This is a genomic window from Streptomyces sp. NPDC057010, from assembly GCF_042673805.1.
In the GTDB taxonomy this organism is placed as follows: domain Bacteria; phylum Actinomycetota; class Actinomycetes; order Streptomycetales; family Streptomycetaceae; genus Streptomyces.
In genome coordinates this window covers 16,752-38,266 of record NZ_JBHUSC010000016.1, presented here as the reverse complement: position 1 = coordinate 38,266, position 21,515 = coordinate 16,752, and the positions used below count along the sequence as shown (strand labels likewise).

Sequence of the window (21,515 nt, the reverse complement as noted above, 5' to 3'; positions counted from 1 at the left end):
GAGCACATGAATTACCCTCAAGTCCCCGTACGGCTGCTCGCCCACGAGTCCCTGCCCGGTATCACCGACGCCCTCGGAGCCATGGACGGCTGGCTCCTGCGCGACGGGGCACACTGGCTCATGACCCGGCACGAAGGCGTGATCACCGGCGGCCGGGTCTCCGCCGATCCGTCCCGGGTTCTCGCAGACCGCGCCGTGTGGACCGACCCGGCACCGGACGGCTCCGACACGTACTGCTCGCCGCTGCCCGGCGGCGCCCTGGCCGTCAGCAGCCGGGGGGCCGTCACTGTCCATGAGGCCGACGGCACCGTCCGCTGGGAGCACCGCCACCGTGACTGGGAGCATTCGCCCGAAGCCGCCGGTGCGTGCACCGCCGACCCGGCCGGGCGGGTCCTTCTGGCGACCATGGCCGGTCCCCTCGGGCCCGACGGGCTCTCCGCGGGCGACATCTGCCGCGCCCTGGACCTGGCCACCGGCGAGGTGCTGGCCGAGCACGTCCTGCCGTCCTTCTCAGCGACGTACGCCTTCCAGCAGTTCCCAGACGCACGCCCCCAGGTCCTGCTCACCGCCTCCATGGGCCAGGACGGCACCCACTGCCTCCTCGTCACCTGCGCGGCCGGCGGGCTCGATGTCCGTGCGGCGGGCACGGCCGAGGAACCCTACGTGGGCCTCGGGGGGGACGGCGTCCTGGTCAGCCAGGACGTCGGCGGCGGATACCTCTGCCGCACGCAGGACGGCGCCGACGACGTCATCATCGAAGCCCGCAACGTCCTGCCCGATGAGTGGGTCTTCGTCGGCTACACCCCGGGATTCATCGACAACAACCGGATCCTGGTCGTGACGGCCGAGGAACAGTGGGCGGAGGAAGGCACCCACCTCCTCCTCGACGGACGCACACTCCAGCCGGTGGCCGAACTCGACTACCCCCAGGCTCCGGGAGTTGCTGCCGTGCCGCTCGGCGACGGTACATGGCTCACTCACGACGAAGAGACAGTGCAGCGCTGGACGACAGCCTGACCCGAAGACGAAACGGATCTTCGGCCTCTCCCGTGGGACTTGAGCCGTGGGACTGCTCCAAGGACGGACGGCTCAGACGCAGGCCCTGACCCACACCGGAGCATCATCTTGGGAAATCCCTTCCGCCCCCTGGCCTGGTGGGCGCCTGAAGGTGCTGGGCGACGGGAGTAGTCCATGTCGGCTGCGGTGGGGGCATCCGGCCCTGAGGTCCTCGCCGGGTGGCGGCGGCGCGCTCGTCGGTTTCGCGGGCGTGCCGGACGGGGGCCGTGGCGCGCATCTCCTCGCGTAGGGCGGTCTCCTGACTCATCCCGTCGGCGGTCGCCCGGTGTCCCGTGGCCGCCGCCCGCTGGGCAGCTTCGTCGGCCCGTAGCCGCTCGATGTCCTCGGCGAGCCGGGCGTCGAGGCGGGCGGCCAGTACGGGTACGCGCCGGCGCATCGCCTCGAGGAGCAGGTCCATCGCCCGGACGTCCCCGGGTGGGGTCAGGGCCGCCCCACCCTGCGCGAGCAGGGAGGTGTGCGGGTGGGCGGCGAGGGCCTGCCAGCCCTCGCGCAGTGCCTGGGCGGAGGCGCGGGAGGCCCGCTGGGCCTCGTCGGCCGCGGCCGCGCGCTGCTGTTCGTACTGGGTGGCCAGCGCCGCGGTCTCCTTGCGGCTGGTGCCGGCCAGTCGGAGTGCGAGCCGGCCCTTCTGCGCGGACTGCTCGATCCGCTCCAGGACGTGCCGCATCGACTCGGCGTGCCGCAGCGCCGCCGCGTGGCGCTCCGCTTCCTCCCGTGCCCGCTGCGTCCAGGCGCCGGCACGGGACAGGACCTCGTACGCCTCGGCGGCGAAGGCTCCGCCCGGGGTGACGGGCGCGTCCAGGCGGCTCTGCTGAACGCCGGCCTGGCGCTCGTGCTCGGCGGCCATATCCTCCGCGCGCTGCGCGGCGGCGCCCGCCTCGGCCGCGCGGGCGGTCAGGTGTTGCGCGGGCAGGTGCCCGTACGGGCGCTGCTGCCATGGGGTGTACGCGGGCTCTTCCCTGACCAGGGTCCGGGCGGCCGGGACTCGGACGCGGGTGAGCTCGTCGGTGACCATGATGCCGTCGGCAACGGCGTCGGCCTGGAGGATGCGTCCGTAGGCGGCAACTGCCCGGTCCAGGCGGTCGGCATCCGTGCGGACCGGTCCGAGAGCGGCGCGGGTGGGGTGGTCCTCCAACTCGTCGAGCGGGAGGTGGAGGTGGCTCTCCCGGCGGGCTCGGGACAGGGCCGGGTAGAGGCTGTGGGAGTCGGCGTGCAGGCCGTAGGCGATGGTGACCGCGGCGGTGAGGCCCTGGGCCGAGCCGATCGTCATCGCGTAGGCGTGGGTGAGGCGCCCCTCTGCAATGTCGCGGGCCGACATCCAGGCCTCGTACATCGCGAACCCGCCGGTCGGACGGGGGCGGCGCCACTGGACGAGTACGCCTCTGCGCTCGTCCAGCGCCAGGACCACGCCCCGGAACCCGTTGAGGACATCGACCGCGGCCTCGTCCCGCCGACTGCGGTAGTCGTTGCGGCGGATGTGGACCAGGTCCCCGGCCGCGAAGTCGATCCGTCCGCCGCCCGCGACCGCGTACGTACGCCCCTGCTCCAGCTCGCCGGAGGCGACCAGGGCGGCGCGGGCGCCCGCGTTGAGGACGGCGACGTCCGCTCGGCGGGCGGCGAGCAGCAGGAGTTCGCAGACCTGGCCGTGCGGGTCACCGGCCCAGCGGGCGCGTGCTTCGTTCCAGGCGGCCAGCATCGAGGTCAAGGCCTCGGTGGCGGTGTCCTCGGCGTGCACACGGCCGTGGTCGGCGAACGCGGCGAGTGCGCTCGTACGGGCGCCGCTGCGCCAGTCCTGCAGGGCGGCCCGCTCGACGACATCGCGCTGACGGCGGTTCTCGGTGAGCTGCAGGCCGTCGACGATGCGGTGGATGCGGGCGAAGCCGCCGCCGATGCCGACCGCGCGGAGCTGGAGCGGGTCGCCGACGGCCACGACCTTGGTGCCGGTGCCGTCCGCGTGCCGCAGGAGCGCGGCGAGCGCCCGGTCGTCGACCATCGCGGCCTCGTCGATGACCAGTACGCCGACCCCGTGCAGGCCGCGGCCGCCGCTGACCTCGTGGGTCCACGCGGCGATGGTCCGGGACTCGATCCCCGCCTCGGCGGCCAGGTTCGCGGCGGCCACGGCGGCGGTGGAGGCGCCCACGACGCGCAGGCCCGCGGCCTCCCAACCGGTACGGGCGGCCTGCATGAGGGTGGTCTTGCCGGCGCCGGCGACTCCGATGACCGCGTCGACCGCGTGACCGGCGGTCAGCAACCGCATCACCACGGCGCGCTGCTCGGCGCTGAACGTGAAGGGGCGGTCGGCGGTGGAGTTGGCGACCTCGACGGAGGCGAGCGTCATCTCGGCGGCCTCGGTGGTCAGCTGGGCCAGGTGCTGGTCCAGGCCGGCCGCGGCGCACTCGATGATGTCCTGCTCGGCAGCCACGACCGTGGTGTGCGTGTACCGCTGCCGGTGAGTGTGGTGCCCGCGGTTGGAGTCGGCCAGGCGGACCGCGTGGCCGCCCACCGCGAGGACTTCGTCCGTCAGGGCGGTCAGCTGCTGCGTCGACAGCAGGTAGGGCAACGTCTTGGCGACGGCCGCCATCACGTGCGTGTGGGAAACGGTCTTGCGGGACGCGGTCAGCCCGTGCTCGGCGTCCCAGATCTGAGCTGCGATCTCGGCCGGGCTCGGCATCTGCGGGCCACCTCCCGCAGACAGCGGCGGAGCCGATCCGCCCCATCCGGGCAGCGCTGCCGCGACCATGGCGTTGACCGCCGCCTCGCCGCCGCCGAGCACGGCGGCCGCCCGGGTGCGCCAGGCCTCCCTCGGCGCGCCCGGGCCGGCGTCCTCCTTGGCCTCCGCGCTCTTACGGGCAGCCGCCTTCTGCTGCTCGCGTGAGGCGCCCTCGCCCGCCAGGTCGATGACCTGCCGGTGGCGGCGGGAGAACGCACCGCGCAGTCCTTCGTCGACTCCCGCGAGTTCCCACGCCCCCGTGGTCCCAGAGCGCTCGAAACGGGCCCCGAACGTCTCCGCCAGCCTCGCCCTCAGCCGTCCCTCGGCGATCTCGTTGACCAGGTGGGCGTAGCGGTGGAGGTCCTCGCCGCCGCCCGCGATCGTGCGCCACTTGCCGTCCACGCACTTCGCCATGTGCGCGATGTTCACGTGGACGTGCAGGTGCGGGTCGCCGGGCGAACCGTCCACCGGGCGCGCGGAACGGTGCAGCGTCGTCCAGCCGATCAGCCCGGACGTCTCCACCCGCTCGGCCTGCCGGCCGTCCCCGTGGTGGCCGGCCATCCCGTACGCCGCCCACTCCTCCAGCGCGTGCACGGCCTCGGTGACGGACGCCAGCCAGTCCTCCTCGATCCGCCCGGCGAGCTCGGCACCGGCCAGCCCGTAGGCCACCGAGATGCTCTTCGGCAGGTCCAGGGTGATGTCCACGCCGCGCAGGCCGACATCGACGCGGTGCCCCATCCACTTGCGGGCCTCGGCCACCGTGTCCGTGCCGTACAGCTCGTCGAGGGCGAGCCCGGCGGCCGCGGCCAGGCGCTCGGCGTCGGCCAGCGGCAGCAGGTGCGTCTCACCGTCGCGCAGGATGCCGCGCTCGGCCTGCCCGAACCGCTTGGCCAACGCGGGCCGACCCAAGTACTCCGAAACCGTTTTCCCTGCGGTGGCCGCGGCCTCGGCGAGAGCGTCCACAACCACCCGCGCGATCACCTTCCCCCGCGGATCGAGGGCCTGCTTCCGCGCGACCAACTGCTCGCCGGTACGCCAGTCCCGACCGTCCATCAGCGCGCGAGCGGCGCCCGGATCGACGCGCCCGCCGGCGACCAGACCCAGCTCGGCCAGACCGCCGCCGATCCACCGAAGGGTGCTCTCCCCGGCGAGCCGGTACTCGACCTGAGCGTCCTCGGCCCGGTCGCATCCGCAGTCTTCGCTCAGCCGGTACTCGACCTGCTCGGGGGCGTAGATGGGTGTCGCGTACCCCACCTTCCCACCCCCTCATCTGGCGCGCCCCTGCATCACGGTCCATGATCGCGTATCAAAGATACCTGGAGTGCTAAAGATCATTCAAAGTCGGAACATCGCCGACTGCAAACACCCCAGCTCCCACATCCGCGGGCCCCTCTTGGCTGCTGGTCCAGGACAGGGCACGGCGCTGGCGCGAGGTGATCGAGCGGCCGGAATCAGGCTGTCGGACGACAGCTGGATGTCAGCGGCTGGCGACATGACGTGTCAGTGGTCGGCGACACGAGGGCTGTCAGTAGGGATTGACGTCGTCGGTGTCGATGGCGCGGAGGCTGTACTGGACGGCGTCGGCCAGGACGGTGTCGCCCTCGGTGGTGACGGTGAGGTATCCCGCGTCGATGAGGCCGGCAACGGCATAGGACCAAGGGCCGCCCCTGCCGGCGCTAACGGAGCCGTCGTGCCAGGCCTGGTAGAGGACTTCGGCGTCGAGGTCGCTGAGGACGTCGTACTGGAGGGGCCGGCGGTGTGATCCGTCAGGCTTCCGCCAAGTCGCGGTGTGGTTGCCGGGGTGGATCGCGTTCATCTGGTCGTCGGTGAGGACGTCCATACGTGGGGCGAGGGTGAAGTGCGCGGGGGCGACCCGGCGCAGGGCGTACGGCCCTCCGAGGCCGGGGTTGGCCCAGGCGTGGTCGAGTGCCTCGATGGTTCGGTCGGTGTCCCAGTGCAAGCAGTCGGCGAGGTAGTCGGCGGTAAGCGGGCGTCCGGCGTACGCGAGAGCGCCGAGGACGGCGGTCGCGTCGGCTTCGGCTGCGGGGTCGTGCGGTTGCTGGACCTGGTGGTGACGCGGCAGGCGGTAGACCTCTTCGGCGAACGGGGCGAGGTCGGCGGGATGGAGGTCCAGGAGCCTGGCTAGTTCGAGGACGACGTGCAGCGGCTGGTTGGGCAGTGCGTCGAGCCGGATGTCGTTCTCGTGGACGCCGAGGAGGTCGGCGAGTTCCCAGCTGGTCATGCCGGCGCTGTGGAGGCGGCGGCGGATTTCGGTTCCCCAGCCGCGGGGCTGCCGCCTGCGCGGCGGTGCCTGGTACCAGCAGTTCACAGGTCTCCGCCCTGGTCGTCGAGGACGGTGACGGTGAGGCGGCGGGCGGTCATCCAGTCGGTGTGGGGGGTGGGGCCGGCGCCGATCTGTCCGTCCTCGCGGCACGCGCCGCGGTGGAGCCAGTGGGGGTGGATGCCGATCCGGCGGCAGGTGCGCAGGATCAGCTCGGTCAGGGTGCGTTCGGAGGCCGCCGTTGCCGGGTCCTGGTAGTTGACGAAGAGGTGGCCGCGGGTTCCGGAGCCTTCGGCGCGGCGGTGGGCGAGTTGGGCGGCGAGGATCTCGGCGGCGTACGGGGGCAGGGGTGTCTTGCCGGTGGTGTGTCCGTAGCTGGGGCACTCGTCGTCCTCGTTGTGGTCGAGTTCGGCGGCCCAGTCGGTACGTAGGTAGACGGCGTTGTCGCTGAAGGTCGGCAGGTACAGGTAGTGGCCGTCCTCGTCGACGTTGCGGCACAGCACGTGGGCGAACCGGTCGGGGGCGGCCGACAGGTGCAGGGACAGGACGGTGACGGCCGCCGCGTCGGTGGCGACAGTGGCACGCAGGGCCCGGCAGACGGTGGGGGTGAGCCAGGTCGGTAGGCGGTCGGCGGGGTCGTTCGCGGCCCAGGCGTTCGGCCTCGGCGCGGGCGTGGGCGCGGAACGCTTCGGTCTGCTCGGGAGTGAGCTGCCCGGTCGGGTACGCGGTGCACACGTGCTCGGCACCGGCGTAGACCTCGATCTGCCGGTCGTCGTGCGGCATGTACCGGATCTGTACCCGCTGGCCGCCGCGCCCGTACAGCTCGGGGGCTACGTAGGTCAGGGAGCGGAAGCTGATGCCGTCCTTCTGGATCGTGCGGTCGGTGGCGGCGAGCATCAGGTGGCGGAAGTCGAGCGGGAGTTCATCCACGAACGGACCCTGACCGGCCTGGATACCGCCGCCGAGAAGGGCAACCACGGCGGCCGCCCGCCAGCCGTCGACGGCGACATGCTCGCCGTCGCGCTACGGCGCCGCGACGCCAACGAATCCGTCACCTCGATCGCCCGGCACCTCGGCGTCGGCCGCTCAACCCTCTACCGGACCCTGGCCGCGTACGACGGAGCCATCGCCACCCGAGAGAGCCCGTAAACCGAAGCCGACCGAATAGCCGCTAAAGGCCGGGCTCGCTCAACATGGTTGGCTGCCAGCGCGGAGCCTCGTCGTCCGGAGTGTCCGGACTCGCGAAATGGAAGGGAACCGAAAGGTGGGCGGCCAGACCGCTACCAGCCCTTTCAGCGGCAGTCGCCGCCGGATGACGTGGGCTACCGTCCTCGTCCTCGCCTAGGTACCGCTTGCCCGTGCTCGCGTAGATGGTGGCCAGCAGATGGTCTTCCGCGGGTTCGGCGGTGATGGCCAGCAGTCTCACAAACCAGTCGTGGACGGTGTCGCCGTCCCAGATCGCCTCGATCGCCACGATGCGGCCAGCGGCGCCGCCAGCACGGTAGGCCAAGGACTCCAGGTCTAGCGGACTGTGCGGGGCACGGGCGATCCTGTCGCCGTAGTGGGCGTAGCGGTCGCCGACGATGAGCTGAGCAGTACCGACCCCCACATCATCACGGACCAGGCCGACATCGACGACGACACGGATCGCCGCGAGCATGGCGTCCTGAAGGACGTACCCGTCGATCTGGTCGCGGATCCCCGCCGGCAGCTGCTCCCACCGGGCGGTCCGGTCCGGTTTCCGCATCATGCAGAGCCTGCCTGTTCCCCACGCGGCCCTCACCGCAGGGCCCCGCGCGTCACTGTACGTCCAGCACCGCGTTCACCACAGCACGAAGATCCAGAGAGGCCCCAGAGCTGCCACACGCCACGCCGCCGACCACTGACTCTCTCCCGTCGCCCGACACCAGGGCGCAGTCTTTGATGCTGGAAGCGTCTGCTTTGATCAGCCCTATGACGGACTGGTCTCAGCTCACCCATGCCTACGGCACCGCCGAAGACGTGCCCGGCCTCCTCAAGGCAGCCGGGCCCGATCCGGAGAGTCCCGCGTGGAACGAGCTCTGGTCCCGCCTGTGCCACCAAGGAACGGTCTACCCCGCGAGCTACGCCGCCCTGCCCGCGCTCGCCGAGAAGGCGCGCCAGTTGACGGCTACAGACCGAACCATGCCCTTGCTCTTGGCCGCTTCCATCGTTGCCAGCACCGACCGGCCCTACGGGACGCCTGATCCAAAAGATGCCTACGCTGCCGAGATCGCTGAGCTGATCGAGCTGGTGGAGCGGGCACTGCGCCATCCGTCGCTGACCGGCAGTCCAGATCGCTATGTGGAACTGCTGGAAGCCCTGCTGGCTTTCGAGGGAGTCGAGGTGTGGGGGGAGGAACTGCACGGTCTCAGCGGTGAGGAGTTCGAGGTTCCCTGCCCTGTGTGCGAGGCCGAGAACTTCGTGGTGTTCGGCGAGTACGGCTACTTCTCAACGACCGACGGCTCCTACATGAACGAGGCTGCTGGGCACCGTAGGGAGTTGCAGCCCGCAGACCCCTCCTCCTTGGAAGGGATGGCCAAGCGGCTTCACGCGCGTGCTCTCGCCGATGGTCAGCACGAAGTCGCGAGCAAGCTGACCTACGTCTTCGGCAGTGCGTACTGCGCGGAGTGCGACGTTCTCTTCCGCGTCAATCACGCCATCGTGGCCCGCTGGAGCAGTTGACCTGCGACGCGCCACTTACGAAACCCTGCGCCGCACTGACATCTACTCTGCGCCCGACAGTCACGGAGCCGTCGTTCCATGCCTGCAGCGGGTGCGGTGTCAGACCCGCCCTATACCCTCCGGCCGTGACGGACATCCAGACCTCTCAGTCGCCCGCTCCCATCATGGTCGGCAAGACATGCACGGCGTTCCCGCCAGGGTCCTCCCTGTACCCGCCATGTGAACGGCCTATGCGCTCCAACAAGCTCTGCGACGCTCACAATCAGCAGCGCGCGGCCGGCAAGGACCTGCGCCCGATCCGGCAGCGGCGGCGGACCATGCCGGAGTTTTGCACCGGGCCGGGGCCGGAAGAATCCAACGCACCGTGCGGTCTGCCCACGGTCGGCAGGGGGCTGTGCAACGCCCACTACCAGCAGGACGATCGAGGCCGCGAGCTGGTGCCCCTGTTCACCCTGCGGATCAGCCAGGATGAGGCGAATTTGCTGCTGGAAGCCGGCCTGAAGCGGTGCCCCGCTTGCAAGGACGTCAAGCCCCTCGCAGAGTTCGGCCGCTCGTCGCCCCAGCTTGGCGGACGGTCGACCTACTGCGCCACTTGTCAGCCGGACTACGTGCTCATGAAGCGGTTCAAGTTCCCGTCGATGGAGGCAGTCCGAGAGTTCCGTGAGTCCCGTGACCACCGCTGCGACATCTGCAAGCGGCAGTGGCAGGAAGGGGACAACGCCTTTCACATCGACCATGACAGCGCCTGCTGCCCATCCCGCGGCCCCTCATGCGGGAAGTGCGTCCGCGGCTACCTATGCCAGCTGTGCAACACGCAAGGGCTGTCCTGGTACGAGCTTGTCGGCCGCAGCGTCACCAACGTGCCGGTTTTCGAGGACTACCTCCGGAGGTACGAGCGTCGCCGCGAGGAGTCCCTTCTGCAAGATGCCACTGACGCGCTCGATGTCGCGGGCCACTGACATTCCCATGTCGCCCGACAGCACAGGTTGTCGCTGTGGAGCCAGTAAGGCAGCCAGCTGCATCCGCATCCACGTCGAGAAGATCGGCACCAGGGAGAAGATCCGCCCCGAGTACATCGCCGCGCTCGCCGACCTGCGCCCGGCCGACACGCTCACCATCACCATGCTCGACCGGCTCGGCCGCAACATGGTCGAGCTGATCACCTCCGCGCAGGACTTGGCGGAGCGCGACCACCGCTTGGAGATCCTCGCCGGCCCGCTCTCCGGCCTGTACGACCCGCAGGGCGCCGGCAAGGTGCTGTTCATGGCCTTCGCCGCGATAGAGGAAGTCGAGCGGGAGTTCATCCACGAGCGGACCCTGATCGGCCTGGACACTGCCGCGGCCGACGGCAACCACGGCGGCCGCCCACCCGCGGTCGACGGAGACAAGCTCGCAGTCGCCCTCCGCCGCCGCGACGCGACGCGAACGAATCCGTTACCGCCATCGCCCACCATCTCGGCGTCGGCCGCTCCACCCTCTCCCGCACCCTCGCCGCGTACGACGAAGCCACCGCCACCCCGGAGGGCCCGTAACAGCAGTCGAACATAAGCGCGTTAAATGCCGGTCTCACTCGGCTTGGGCAGCTGCCAGCGCGGAGCTTCGTCGTCTGGAGTGCCCGGACTGGCGAAGTGAAACGGAACTGAAAGGTGGGTGGCCAGGGCGCTGCCCGCCCTTTCAGCGGCCACCCCCGCCGGGTGCAGCTCGCCACGGTCGACATCTTCACCAAAGTGCCGTTTGGCCGTGCTCGTGTAGATGGTGGCCAACGGGTGCTCCTCTTCGGGGTCAGTGGTGATGGCCAGCAGCCTCACGAACCACTCGCGGACGGCGTCGCCCTCCCAAATCGCCTCGATCGCCAGGATGCGACCAGCAGCGCCGTCGGCGCGGTAGGCCAAAGACTCCAGATCGAGGGGGCTGCCCGGGGCACGGGCGATCCTGTCGCCGTAGTGGGCGTAACGGTCACCAACGATCAACTGAGCAGTACCGATCCCGATGTCATCACGGACGAGGCCGACATCGACGACGACGTGGATCGCCGAGTGCCTGTCGTCTCGAAGGACGTACCCGTCGATCTCGCCACGGATCCCCGCCGGCAGTTGCTCCCACCACTCGGTCCGAGCCGATTTCTTCATGCTGGAGCCTGCCTGTCTCACGTACGGCCCCGCAGGGCCTCGCGCGTCACTGTATGTCCGCACTGCCTTGGCGGCAGCACGAAGACCCAAGGGGGCAGGTCCACCACTGCCACCCGTCATGTCGCCGGCCCCTGACTCTCTCGTGTTGCACGACAACTGCCAGCCACCGAAGGGGATCATCCCGGCGAGTGCGGGGAGCAGGTTGAGTTCACCAATAAGGGCGCGGCTCGTGGCCGGGTCATCCCCGCGGGGGCAGGGAGCAGCGAGCGCGTGCCTGGCAGACATTGCACGCCATGGGGTCATCCCCGCGGGTGCGGGGAACAGGCTTCGTGACCTGCAGGTTCAAGAGCCATGTGGCCGGTCTTTCAGCACTTCTACGGAGTCTGACATTTAGGGTAGGCCGCTCTCTAACAGCCCGCTGAAGCTGCGGCGTTTGGCTGCCTCGCTCCAGCCCGGCGTCACCGGTGGTGGCGATTGGGGGGTGCGGTCCGTGGGGCGACGGATCAATGTAACGCCCTCCCGGTCGACCGGTTGCCACTTGTGGTCGTGGGTCTCGAAGGCGAGTCCTTGTTCGTTGCTGCTGGTGTACGCGAGTAGGGCGCGCCCGTTGCCGGCGTACCGCTTGACCTCCTCCGACAACGTCGCACCCGTGCCGATGGCCTCCGCCGAAGACGCCAGGCGAGATCTCGAGGAGCCAGCGGGTCAGGAACCCGCGGAGGCCAGCCGGGCACTGGGTGAGGATCATGACCGTCACCAGGTGACCTCGTCAGTGTCCGCGTAGTTGCGGTCGGCGGGGACTGCGATACCGCGGCCCGACACGACATTGCGCAGGGCGTACCGACGGCACGCCGGGTCGAAGCTCAGGGGCTGGTCCCGGAGCGTGGTGCCGAGCTGGTCGCCTTATGCAGGCAGGCGAAAAGGAGTCACCCCTGCGGGCCCTCGAAACCAGCGCCTGAGGCTCGCGCAGCGGCCGCCGCCTCCAGAAGGGGCCAGCCGTCGACCTCCACCGCCCGCCGCTCCCCCGGCTGCCACCCGCCGGCCAGCACCACGTCGAGCAGCGCCCGGACCGCGCCCGGTTCGTGCAGGTTCAGGTCTGCGCCCTGGGTGAAGCCCACGTCCCCGGAGCCGAAGGGGGCCCCGCCTGGGACGTACCGGCCTGGCCCGTCGGCAAAGACAATGCGCAGCGGGCCGCCGGTGCCGGCCGGCTGCGGGGTCAGGGTGAGGACTTGGCGGCAGTCCACGGACCGGCCGTCGTGGTCCTTTTGGTGGTTGTGGCGCATCGTCCACATGTACACGCGCCCGTCGGCGACCAGGCGGCGGGGCTTCTTCGAATGGCGAGGCACGCAGCCGAGGGTACGCGGCCCGGGCCACAAGGCGCCCCTGGCGATGATCAAGGTTGGATGAGGCGAACAGGATGGCCATCCGAGGCCGGCGAAAGCGGTCACGGTCCGATGAGACGGGACCTCCAGACACCGATGGCCAGCCTGCCGGAAGGATGCACGGCACGGCCCCGACTTTTGTCCGCGGACAAAAGTCGGGCCTCCCAGGCAGCTTGTGCTCACCAGGGGAGTGAGATGGTCCCGTCCGCTTCGAGCCCGTACTGATAGAGCTGCTCTATGTCCGGGCCCACGTCCTTCCTTCTGCCCAGTTGATGCAGCAGGGAGCTTTCTCCCGCGTCCGCGTTCCGTCGCGCCAGGTGTTCTGCCATCACCAGCTGCTCGGGTGAGGGCGGACGGCCGTGGCTCGGCTTGTCCACCGAGCGCGGATGGCTGGGACCCCAGGTTCTACGCATGAGGCGGACCAGCGGAGCGGCCGCCATGGTGTCGCCGGCATCGGATGCCTGCTGGTAGAGGTGTGCTGCCCGGTCCTCCTCTCCCTCCTTTTCGAAGGCGAAGGCGAGGATGCACAACGGGCTGGTGTCTCCGGCGCGCGCGAGCTCCGCGGCGATGTCTTCAGCCTGTTGCCACTGTTTGGCCTCGATCCGCAGCCGAAGGAGCTGGTGTGTCTGCCCACCGGCCAACTGATGCAGACGCTCCGCCTCGTGCATGTTGCCGGCACGTTCTTCCATCATGGCCAGGTCTCGGAGGGCCTGCGGCTGCATACTTCTCTGCTGAAAAACGTGCGCCAACTCTTGCCGCAGCGCAGCATCCTTGATGAACGGCAGCAGCCTGCGCCGCAAGTGGGCGTTTCTGGCTTCTGCGGCCCGCCGGTACAGCTGAGCGGCTTCCTCGAGCTCTCCGTCGTCCTCCCGTCGTCGGGCGATGTAGCGCAAGGCGTCCGGATCCCCGGTCTCGGCGGCAACTTCGTAGAGGCGTTCCGCTTCCTCGAGATCGCCCGCATCGGCCCGAGAGCGGGCCAGCTCCTGCAAGGGCCCACGGCCTGCTGGCCAGCGCGGACGCTCGTCCCTGCTCAAGCCCCCCTGGAACACCTGGGACACTACTGCGGCCTGCAGGGCGAGATCCTCGGCTTCGTCGTGTCTGCCGGCCTCCTCGCAGAGCAAAGAGAGATCGCGCAGGGCGAGCGTGGAGCCGGCGTCCACCGCGATCCGGTACAGGCGTTCCGCCTCTGCCGGGTAGCCCTCCTCGTGCCAGCGTCTGGCCAGCTCCCGTTGCAGTTGGTGTCGGCCGGTGTCTGCAGCGATCTGCATCAGGTGCGCGGTCGTGTCCGCGTCGAGCGGTGTGTCCGGTCCGAGCAGACAGTCCACGGCCTCTGGATGCCCTGCCCCTGCGGCCTGCCGGGCAACGTCCTCCGCTCCCGCCACACCGTTCTCCTGGAGCTCCAGCAGCACCAGTTCCTCCCAGGCCTGACTGCTGCCTGCGTCGGCCGCAAGGCGGTACAGGCGTGCCGCCTCCAGAGGTGCACCAATCTTCTTCGCACGCTTGGCGGCCACGATGAGGGCGGCCGGGTCACCGGCGTCGGCGGCCCGCTGGTAGAGCCGTTCTACCTCCTCGTGGTTCTTCGTCTGTTGGCGCAGCCGAGCGAGAGCGGTGAGAGCCCGGCTGCTGCCGCCGCCTTCCGCGGCTTGCTCGTATAGCTGAAAGGCCCGGCGGAGACGCCACCGGTCCTCCGCCGCCCCGGCCAGGGCGAGCAGGTCCTGGGTGCTGATGGACTGGGCGTGGTGCAGGACCGCGTCCCAGAAGCTGTCCGGTGGGACCTGGAACCGCCGCGAGGAGCGGGCGTGGTGATCCAAGTAGTCCGCAAGGGTGCATACGCCCGGCAGCGCGCCCATGCCAGTGGGGCGCGGGACGTGTTCGAGGGCTGCGGCAACGCCTTTGACCTTGGTACGGGCGTACGCCAGTGCGTCCGTGAACCAGTCGTCGGAGGCAGCGGCACGTTCCTGGCTGTTGAGATAGCCCGGGGCGGCTTCCTCCAGAAGGGCCAGAGGTAGAGCAGAGGTGCAGCCCAGCCGGCGGGCGTCCATGGCGGCGGTGATGAGCGCGCTGCCGTAGCGGCCGGCAGGTCCGGCGGGATGCTGCCAGTGGGCGATCAGTTGGGGGCCGGCGGCCAGGGTCTGGGTGACCCGTGCGCCGACACTGGTCCGACCGGCCACCCTCAGTGATGGATCGTCTGAGACGCGCAGCCGCGTCAGGGCCTCCGCCGTGAATTCAGGAGGTACATCGACCGCAGCCACAGCCGTCAGGAGGGCGCGCGCGTGCGGATGGGGATCCTCGGCATGGGAGAGGGGGCCGGAGGTGAGGGTCTGGTGGTACTCGGGCCACAGTGTCGCCATCACCACCACAGGCCCGGGCTGCTCCAGCCTGCGGCGCAGCGCCGCCGCGGCGGCTTCCCCGGCCGGGCCCAGCAGGAACTCCTGCGCCTCGTTCATCCACAGCACCGTGCGGGGGCCCAGGGCGTCGGCTGCCAGGAGGGCCAGCAGGCTGTCGGCCCCCTTCGGGAAGACGAGGCGCCAGTCGGGCAGGGTCCTCTTCACGGCCTCGTACGCGGTGCGGGTCTTGCCTGCGCACGACGGTCCGCGCACCACCACCATGACGGAGTCGGCCCCGTCGGCCGCGGACGCCAGATGGGCGCGTAGCTCCGCGTCGTGCGGTCGGTCGACGTAGGCCGGCAGTACGAACCCGGCCGTGACAGCCGCACCGCCCGCGACGGCGGCGTGGACACCCAGCTGCGCGGCAGTCCATTGGTCAAGCGGCCGAGGTTTGTCCGGCAGCGCCGCGGCGCGTGCGCGCAGTTCCTCCTGGCCCAGGGCGGCAGCGGACTGGGCACGGCGCACGCCTTCGCGCACGGTGTGGGTGCGGTGCGCGTGAAGGGCTGCCTGGCGTTGGCGCCAGGCGTCGGCGTCGAGCAGGTCAGGTGGGTCGGGGAGTGCGATACCGGCTGCCGCCGCACAGCTGGACAGGTGACCGATCAGCTCGAGGAGGCGTTCGGGTTGTTGGGGAGCCTGTGCGCCCTCGAGCCATTTTCCGACGGTGGTCGGAGACGCGTTCAGGTGGCGTGCCAGGGCTCGTACGGAGGGCAGCCGTTCCCGGTGCGCACCATGCCAGTCACCGAGTGCGCGCAGAGCCTGCAGGAACGACTGTTCAGGGTCTCTTTCCTGCTGCGGCACGGTGAACGTCATGTGCTCCTCCCCACTGTTCGGTGTCCACCTGGTCATGGGTGGACACCTGCGCAGCCTAGGGCGGGCACCTGCTCCCCGGCAGGGCAACTGTCCAACCTGCGACGGAAGGCAGACGGACACCCGGGCGGACGGCCACGGTCATGACCACTGCTCCGGGTGCATCGGTCCCGGACGCGGCCTTCACCGATCTTCTTCCTCCAGGAGGTTTCCGTGCACTTCGCCGACATCGTCCAGCTGGTGGGCAATGCCGCGCCCCCGCTGACCGCTCTCGTCGTAGCCGCGTTCGTTCTCGTGTTTCTGGGCGTCGTGCTGCCCGCCGTCTGGTCTCGCCACGCCTGGCGCCGCACTGCGGCACACCGCACGCTGGGTGTCCTGCTGCGTGCCACGCGCAGGGCGCGCAGGACGCCGTGAGCGTCACCCTGCCGGTGAGACCCCGGTCCGACGGACCGGGCTCCGCTCCGCAGGTACGCGAGGGGGCGATGACGCGGACCCTTACGACCGCCGCTGGTGCCATCCGAACCACATCCGACAGAGCGTGGTTCGGCTGTCGTCGGCCACAGCGTAGTCACGTGATCGGGCCGAACACGTCCCGGTCGGCGGGGCTCGATCGTGCGTGTGATGTCGGCTGCGTTCGTGGCAGGATGACAGCATGTTGATCAGAAAGGGCGATGCCGCGTAGGCGCCCGAAGGCCGTCCGTGCTGAGCGGTGGCGGCCTCGCAGACACGTCGTAGTTCGGCGGATCCGGGACGTTTCCGCGAGGACTCGTGCAGCTGTCCGCCGCGTCGAGGATGAGCGGATGTGGCCCGGCGCGGTTGCTGACGCGGTCGCCCGTTTCGAGTGGGCGTTCAGGCAACGTGGCCGCTATCTGAACGCATCCCAGGTCTGGCAGCCCGGACTGGAGGTCGAGTATGCCCGCGATGATCTGGAAGAGGTCATGCTTCACCTCCCTGGCGGTGCCCGGCGCGACCTCGGCAGGCTGATTGCTCGCATCGACGATGAGTTCGAGCGTCGCACCCTGCCGAATCCTGGGCCGGTGAACGCCTTCACGGCGGGCGGCTGGTGGTGGTCGAGGAGCCGTGAGCACTGAGGATGCTCACGAAGCCTCGTGCGACTACTCACCAACAAAGCCAGGATCGATGTCTGCCAGGACCTCGTGCAGCCGACGGGCCCCCAGGGCCACGCGATCGTCGGGGTCCAGCAGCATTTCCTCGCAGAGGCGTAGCGCCTCCTCCAGGTCCGCGGAGAAGATGCTGCATACGTCGACGACCGCGGTGTGGATCCAATCGCTGTGGTTCGGTTCGGCCACCGCCAGGGCGGACGCGACGATCGACAGCCCTGCTCTGTCGTTTCGCCGCAGCAAGCCCTGTGCGGTGCGCCGGGTGACAAAGGTGTCGCCGGGGTCGAGCACAAGCTCCAGCAGTGGCCCCAGGGCCTCCGGCATCTCGGCGTACCCTGCCAGGCTGTGGCCGGCATCTGCCCGGTCACGCCAGTCAGCGCTTCGTCCCAGTTCGCTGAGCGCCGCCACAGCCGCGCTCCGCAGGTCACTGCCCACGTGCCGGCCCCCCTTCCGGAATCCCGAGGCAAGGTAACACCGAGGCGCCCTGCCCGATGATCGCCAGGACAGGTCACAGCGGTTCTGCTTGGCGGGTGATCCTCATCCGCCAAGCTGCCCGTCCCCTCCGAGCCTGGCGGAAGAGGTAGGGCCCCAACCGGGCTTCCCCGGAACTTCACCGGAAACCCCGCCATTCCCGTCCTGAGCAGCGCACTTGGCGGGCTGCGGGCCGTCCGGACATCGCCGGACAGTCTCCGGACGCTGCATACCTGTGGGACCGAAGCCCGGCGGGACAAGACCACCGGGCGACTCTCCCGAGGGGGATCCGCATGTCCGTCCTGCCGTCAGTAATCCACGACGCGGCCACGCTGACCGCCGCCACCGGCCTGGCCTACACCGCCGCCATGGTCACGGTGGCCGCGGCCTCCGTCCTCTCCCGCAGCCCGGAGCGCCGGCGCGACGCCCGGGCGACGCTGACGATCCTGATGCGGCGCCGCGGCCCGCGCTGAGGACGTCGGCGGGGGCCGGGGATGTACCCCGCCCCCGCCGGCGGCTCGCCTCCTGTGTCGGACCCCCGTGCCACACTGCGGTCCATGTCTCTCGCCGAACTCACGCTCGACCAGTGGCGGTCCGCCGACCTGCCCACCGCCCGCCGCATCGCCCAGCAGGCGGCAGACCTGGTGGAAGGCCGCGTGACCTCCGTCGAGACCGTCGAGCACCTCGGTGCCCCGCTGCACCGGGTCCGGATTGAGCGTGCCGGTGAGGAGTTTGCCTTGATACCCGGCGGCACAGTGACCCTCGGGTTCGATCTGGACAGCTGGCGGCCGACGCCGGAACAGACCGCCGACTACGAGGCAAGCCTGGAGCAGGACTTCGGGTACGGCCCCGACCTACGGGCCCACCTGGCGGAGGTTCTCAGCCCGTACCGGACCGCCACCCTGGCGACGGTGCTGATGGCCGTGGAGACCGAGGACCTGACCGAGCTCCCCGCCGACATGCCGACCGTGCTGGCGGCGCGCGGCCTGCGGGTGCCCACCTCCGACGAGTGGGAGCACGCGTGCGGAGCAGGCGCTGCCACCCTCTTCCGGTGGGGCGACGACTGCCCGCTCGACCGTATCCCCTATGGCGATCTGACCGGACCGCACAGCAAACCCAACGCGTTCGGCCTGCACATCGCCTACGACACCTACAGCATGGAGCTGACCAGCGACGTTACGGCGGTGCACGGCGGGGACGGCGGCGAGTCGGTGTGCGGCGGGTACGGCAACCTCCTGGCATGGCTCCCCCTGGCCACTGCCAACCGCAACCCCTTCACGGCCGAGTTCGTCTACAGCCCGGACGGCGAGGGCCTCTACGAGGACTTCTCCACCCGGCCGGTACTACCGCTCTGAACCCCTCGACTTTTGTCCGCGGACAAAAGTCGGGGCCTCGGAAGCCCCACGCGTGGGAACAGGACTTCAGGCGCGGGAGTCACACTGGGGCCATGACCTCGGATGACCTCGCCCCTGCGAAACCACCGCTGCTCGACCCGCCGAGGCCGGCTCTTCCCGACATGGCCGCAGCTCGGCGGCGTGGTCCGGCCGAGACGGTGGAGGCGGCGTGGCAGGCGCTTCCATTGGTGTGGCAATGGACGCTCGAGCGGCACTCCCTGCGCAACCCCGGGGCCGCGTTTCCGGGCATCCTCCCTCTCCTTTCGGCAGCTGGGGCAGAACCCCGACTGCGGCAGCTCTACCCATTCACCAGCCACTGGGCCTTGCTCTTCAGCTGCTGCACCAGCTACCCCTGGGACATCCAGGTGCCGTTCGTCGAGCCTCTCCACAACGGACGGTTCCGCGTCCGCAGTCGCCGCCCCAGGGGCACTGTGATCGGCGAGACGGAAACTGCAGACGAAGCAGTGGCCCTCGTCATGGCCCACTTCCCCCCGGAGGTCGGACCTGCCGTGGCAGGCTCGGCCGGCGCTGCGGAGGGGTGATCACTCCCCCAGGCACCAGACATGCGCAGAGTCCGACGCAGAAGGCCCCACCGCGTTCGTCGTACGCGGTGGGGCCCTGGGCGGGGGCTCCGACTTTTGTCCGCGGACAAAAGTCGGAGCGGTTGGCTGCTAGCTGTCCTGGTTCTCGTCCATCAGGAGCAGAGCCAGCTCCTCGCGGTGCTCGGCCGACATGTTGAGGCGGATCGCCTCGTAGACCGCCTTCGGGTCCTTCCACGCCAGCGGGCCGGCCGCCTCCGTGCTCCGCGCCTGGGACGGGATGACGCCCTCCGGCTCCGGCGCGCTCGGCGTCACCGGAACAGGTGCCGGAGCAGAGGCCGGAGCAGGCGCCGCCACCGTCGCCCGCACCGGCTCGGCACTCTCGGGGGCGGGCTGAGCGGGCGCCGCCGGGGGTGCCTCGGGCTCCCGACTTTTGTCCGCGGACAAAAGTCGGGCCGGCTGCGGATCCGGCTCGGGCGTCTGCGCCACTCCCCCGGCCGGCGCCGGCTCGGCCGCCGCGCGGGCCGGTGCGGGCTCCTGTGCCTCCCGCAGGATCTCCCGCTGCACCGCCTTGACCTGGGCTTCCTGGACCTTCGTCGCGTCCAGCAGGGTCAGGAGTTCGGCCGCGCCGGCGCCCGGGCGGTCCTTCGCCGCGCGGGCGAGCGCCCGGCCGTCCCGCTCCGGCATCTCCCCCGCGCTGAGCATCGCCTGGATCTCATCCGGAAGCTCCAGCAGCACCAGCTGGTTCGTCACCCACGACGGCGACTTGCCCAGCCGCTCCGCCGCCCGCGACTTCGCGCCGTGTTCCTTGCCCTGCTCCGCGCAGGTGTCGACGAGCTGCTGCACACCGCGGGCGCGCTCGATGACGTCGAAGTCCTCCCGCTCCAGGTTCTCGGCGAGGAGGTGGTCGATGAAGTCCGTACGGGAGGCCGCGAGGTCGTCCCGTACGACGAAGTCCAGCGACTCCAGCCCCACGTGCAGGGCGCTGCGGAACCGGCGCTCGCCGTTGATCAGGACATACGCGGCCGCCCCGATGCGGGAGTCGTGCTCGGGCCACAGGCCGAGGTACGCGTTCCGGCTGACCACGACACACGCGGACAGCTGCGCCTGCCGCAGCTCCTCGCCGAAGCGCGTCATCTCCTCGTCCGTGCCGAAGTTGCGGCGCGGGTTGAGGGGAGTGGGGGAGACTTGGTCGAGGGGCACCCGGATGAGTTCGTACGCCGGCACGTCGCCCTGGGCGATGGCCTTGGCCCGGCCGCGCTCGCTGCGGCCGCCGGTGCGGCGGGCGTTGCTGAAGGCGGCGCCGGTGCCGAGGAGGTCGCTCTTGCTCATGCCGCGATCCTCCGGGCGATCTCGCGCATGGCTTCGGACTGCTCGCAGTCCGGCGCGTAGTGCAGCAGCGGCAGCTTGACCCGTACCGCTTCGCGCTGCTCCTTCAGGTCGGAGATCACGGTGATGACCGGCGGGTCCCCGAACTCCTTCCAGCTGTTGAGGGAGGAGGTGACGACGTAGCCCTTGCGGCTGTCGTAGAGGTTGACGACGAAGCCGAGCTGCGCGATGTCGATGTCGAGGTCGTCGACCAGGTCCTCGATCTGCTCGCTGAGCATGTCGTACGCGTCGGCGGAGGTGTCCTCGGCCTGGACGGGCACGATGATGCCTGAGGTCTTGGGGGCCTCGCCCTCGCGCGTACGGGCGTAGTAGAGCGCGGTGTCCATGGTGTAGCCGAGGCTGGGCGGGCAGTCGACGACGATGTAGTCGAACTCCTCCTCCAGGTCCTCCAGGGCCTTCTCCAGCGCGGTCTCCTTCGTCCGGACGTGGCGCGTGGTGGCCAGCCGGGCGTCGAGGAGGAAGGCGTCCTTGCAGGAGGGCAGGAGGAAGAGGCGGCCGGCGAACACCCCGTGCTCGATGGGGACGAGGAGCTCACGGACCCGGCCCTCGATCTCGCCGAGCATGTGCTTGGCGAGGCTCGGCTCCTTGATGCCGAGCATCTCGGCGCCGAGGTGGCGGGTGAGGTGGCCCTGGGGGTCGAAATCGATGACGCAGACGCGGGCACCGGTCTCGGCGAGGGCCTGGGAGAGCCCGTTGCTGATGGCGCTCTTGCCGACGCCGCCCTTCTGATTGCAGACCACGATCCGGCGTGCGCCCTCGTGGGACGGACGGCGTCGCCCGGCGGGGGAGGGGTGGGTGTCGAGCCACAGCCGGATGGACTGGGCGAGGCCCTGGTTGTACGGGACCTCCCGTACCCGGCAGTCCTCCTTGAACTCCCCGTAGAGGCCGGTGGGGAGGTAGGTGGAGAAGGAGGAGGCGCCGGAGGTGTCCACGGGGGTGGCCGCGGAGGCGTCGGCACGCCAGGCGTGGACGCCCTCGGTGACGGCGTCCTGGATGTCCACGCCCAACTGGGCGGCGCGGACCTTGAGTTCCTGCCGCAGGGAGGCGGGCAGCTTGGCGACTACCTTTTCCCTGACTTCCGGATCGTATGGAGCGGTCATGCGGGTACCTTACTAACCTTCTTGGGGGAAG

21 protein-coding genes and 2 pseudogenes are annotated in these 21,515 nt (G+C 70.2%); 12 read left to right on the top strand and 11 right to left on the bottom strand.

Going from position 1 to position 21,515, the window contains the following annotated elements:
* Positions 1–6: 6 nt before the first annotated feature.
* Entirely contained in the window at positions 7–1,017 is a 1,011-nt protein-coding gene (locus tag ACFTXQ_RS16650; RefSeq protein ID WP_382641314.1) for a hypothetical protein, read from the top strand.
* Positions 1,018–1,120: 103 nt separating this feature from the next.
* Here the strand turns inward: ACFTXQ_RS16650 and mobF are convergent, their stop codons facing one another.
* A complete protein-coding gene (gene mobF / locus ACFTXQ_RS16645) occupies positions 1,121–5,038 on the bottom strand; it encodes a MobF family relaxase (RefSeq protein WP_382641312.1) in 3,918 nt (1,305 codons plus the stop codon).
* A 67-nt stretch (positions 5,039–5,105) separates the two neighbouring features.
* Between mobF and ACFTXQ_RS16640 the strand changes: the two genes are divergently transcribed.
* Together ACFTXQ_RS16640 and ACFTXQ_RS16635 are read left to right on the top strand one after the other, a co-directional pair.
* A complete protein-coding gene (locus tag ACFTXQ_RS16640) occupies positions 5,106–5,546 on the top strand; it encodes a hypothetical protein (RefSeq protein WP_382641310.1) in 441 nt (146 codons plus the stop codon).
* Between the two features lie 192 nt (positions 5,547–5,738).
* Positions 5,739–5,930 (top strand): hypothetical protein, encoded by a 192-nt coding sequence (locus ACFTXQ_RS16635; RefSeq protein ID WP_382641308.1) that lies wholly within the window; start codon positions 5,739–5,741, stop codon positions 5,928–5,930.
* A 179-nt stretch (positions 5,931–6,109) separates the two neighbouring features.
* Here ACFTXQ_RS16635 and ACFTXQ_RS16630 read toward each other — a convergent pair whose 3' ends face one another.
* Positions 6,110–6,811 carry a hypothetical protein gene (locus tag ACFTXQ_RS16630; protein ID WP_382641307.1) on the bottom strand — a complete coding sequence of 234 codons (702 nt, stop codon included), beginning with the start codon at positions 6,809–6,811 and terminating at the stop codon, positions 6,110–6,112.
* A 40-nt stretch (positions 6,812–6,851) separates the two neighbouring features.
* Positions 6,852–6,962 (bottom strand): annotated as a pseudogene (locus ACFTXQ_RS16625) (Mu transposase C-terminal domain-containing protein); the annotation flags it as partial.
* A gap of 3 nt (positions 6,963–6,965) precedes the next feature.
* Here ACFTXQ_RS16625 and ACFTXQ_RS16620 point away from each other — a divergent pair.
* On the top strand, positions 6,966–7,214 hold the full coding sequence (locus tag ACFTXQ_RS16620; RefSeq protein WP_382641416.1) for a recombinase family protein: 249 nt from the start codon (positions 6,966–6,968) through the stop codon (positions 7,212–7,214).
* A gap of 22 nt (positions 7,215–7,236) precedes the next feature.
* On the opposite strand, the gene ACFTXQ_RS16615 is transcribed toward ACFTXQ_RS16620, so the two are convergent.
* Positions 7,237–7,815, bottom strand: a complete 579-nt coding sequence (locus ACFTXQ_RS16615) for a hypothetical protein (protein ID WP_382641305.1) — start codon at positions 7,813–7,815, stop codon at positions 7,237–7,239.
* Positions 7,816–8,018: 203 nt separating this feature from the next.
* Here ACFTXQ_RS16615 and ACFTXQ_RS16610 point away from each other — a divergent pair, with 203 nt between their 5' ends.
* From ACFTXQ_RS16610 to ACFTXQ_RS16600, 3 genes are all read left to right on the top strand, one after another.
* Complete coding sequence (locus tag ACFTXQ_RS16610) at positions 8,019–8,768, top strand: hypothetical protein (RefSeq protein WP_382641303.1); 750 nt, start codon at positions 8,019–8,021, stop codon at positions 8,766–8,768.
* Between the two features lie 125 nt (positions 8,769–8,893).
* Positions 8,894–9,727: an endonuclease domain-containing protein gene (locus ACFTXQ_RS16605; protein ID WP_382641301.1), complete on the top strand. Its 834-nt coding sequence runs from the start codon at positions 8,894–8,896 to the stop codon at positions 9,725–9,727.
* A gap of 7 nt (positions 9,728–9,734) precedes the next feature.
* Entirely contained in the window at positions 9,735–10,316 is a 582-nt protein-coding gene (locus ACFTXQ_RS16600) for a recombinase family protein (protein WP_382641299.1), read from the top strand.
* 5 nt (positions 10,317–10,321) lie between these two features.
* On the opposite strand, the gene ACFTXQ_RS16595 is transcribed toward ACFTXQ_RS16600, so the two are convergent.
* The 4 genes and pseudogenes from ACFTXQ_RS16595 to ACFTXQ_RS16580 all read right to left on the bottom strand — a co-directional run bounded on the left by ACFTXQ_RS16595 (position 10,322) and on the right by ACFTXQ_RS16580 (position 15,473).
* Entirely contained in the window at positions 10,322–10,897 is a 576-nt protein-coding gene (locus ACFTXQ_RS16595; RefSeq protein ID WP_382641297.1) for a hypothetical protein, read from the bottom strand.
* Between the two features lie 390 nt (positions 10,898–11,287).
* Positions 11,288–11,651: pseudogene (gene cas2e, locus ACFTXQ_RS16590) on the bottom strand (type I-E CRISPR-associated endoribonuclease Cas2e).
* Positions 11,652–11,820: 169 nt separating this feature from the next.
* Positions 11,821–12,240 (bottom strand): hypothetical protein, encoded by a 420-nt coding sequence (locus ACFTXQ_RS16585; RefSeq protein ID WP_382641295.1) that lies wholly within the window; start codon positions 12,238–12,240, stop codon positions 11,821–11,823.
* A gap of 215 nt (positions 12,241–12,455) precedes the next feature.
* The gene (locus tag ACFTXQ_RS16580) at positions 12,456–15,473 is read right to left on the bottom strand and encodes a sel1 repeat family protein (RefSeq protein ID WP_382641293.1); all 3,018 of its coding nucleotides are present in this window, start codon (positions 15,471–15,473) and stop codon (positions 12,456–12,458) included.
* Positions 15,474–15,683: 210 nt separating this feature from the next.
* On the opposite strand from ACFTXQ_RS16580, the gene ACFTXQ_RS16575 reads away from it, so the two are divergent.
* The gene (locus ACFTXQ_RS16575; RefSeq protein ID WP_382641291.1) at positions 15,684–15,884 is read left to right on the top strand and encodes a hypothetical protein; all 201 of its coding nucleotides are present in this window, start codon (positions 15,684–15,686) and stop codon (positions 15,882–15,884) included.
* A 386-nt stretch (positions 15,885–16,270) separates the two neighbouring features.
* Positions 16,271–16,561, top strand: coding sequence for a hypothetical protein (locus tag ACFTXQ_RS16570; RefSeq protein WP_382641289.1), 291 nt, complete (start codon positions 16,271–16,273; stop codon positions 16,559–16,561).
* 24 nt (positions 16,562–16,585) lie between these two features.
* On the opposite strand, the gene ACFTXQ_RS16565 is transcribed toward ACFTXQ_RS16570, so the two are convergent.
* The gene (locus tag ACFTXQ_RS16565; protein ID WP_382641287.1) at positions 16,586–17,026 is read right to left on the bottom strand and encodes a hypothetical protein; all 441 of its coding nucleotides are present in this window, start codon (positions 17,024–17,026) and stop codon (positions 16,586–16,588) included.
* 329 nt (positions 17,027–17,355) lie between these two features.
* Here ACFTXQ_RS16565 and ACFTXQ_RS16560 point away from each other — a divergent pair, with 329 nt between their 5' ends.
* From ACFTXQ_RS16560 to ACFTXQ_RS16550, 3 genes are all read left to right on the top strand, one after another.
* Positions 17,356–17,535, top strand: a complete 180-nt coding sequence (locus ACFTXQ_RS16560; protein ID WP_382641285.1) for a hypothetical protein — start codon at positions 17,356–17,358, stop codon at positions 17,533–17,535.
* Positions 17,536–17,619: 84 nt separating this feature from the next.
* On the top strand, positions 17,620–18,417 hold the full coding sequence (locus ACFTXQ_RS16555; RefSeq protein ID WP_382641283.1) for a hypothetical protein: 798 nt from the start codon (positions 17,620–17,622) through the stop codon (positions 18,415–18,417).
* Positions 18,303–18,998 (top strand): DUF6193 family natural product biosynthesis protein, encoded by a 696-nt coding sequence (locus ACFTXQ_RS16550; RefSeq protein ID WP_382641281.1) that lies wholly within the window; start codon positions 18,303–18,305, stop codon positions 18,996–18,998. The genes ACFTXQ_RS16555 and ACFTXQ_RS16550 overlap by 115 nt, the downstream gene beginning before the upstream one ends.
* A gap of 129 nt (positions 18,999–19,127) precedes the next feature.
* Here the strand turns inward: ACFTXQ_RS16550 and ACFTXQ_RS16545 are convergent, their stop codons facing one another.
* Both ACFTXQ_RS16545 and ACFTXQ_RS16540 read right to left on the bottom strand, forming a co-directional pair.
* Complete coding sequence (locus tag ACFTXQ_RS16545; RefSeq protein WP_382641279.1) at positions 19,128–20,327, bottom strand: ParB/RepB/Spo0J family partition protein; 1,200 nt, start codon at positions 20,325–20,327, stop codon at positions 19,128–19,130.
* Positions 20,324–21,484, bottom strand: a complete 1,161-nt coding sequence (locus tag ACFTXQ_RS16540) for a ParA family protein (protein ID WP_382641278.1) — start codon at positions 21,482–21,484, stop codon at positions 20,324–20,326. The genes ACFTXQ_RS16545 and ACFTXQ_RS16540 overlap by 4 nt, the downstream gene beginning before the upstream one ends.
* Positions 21,485–21,515: the final 31 nt, after the last annotated feature.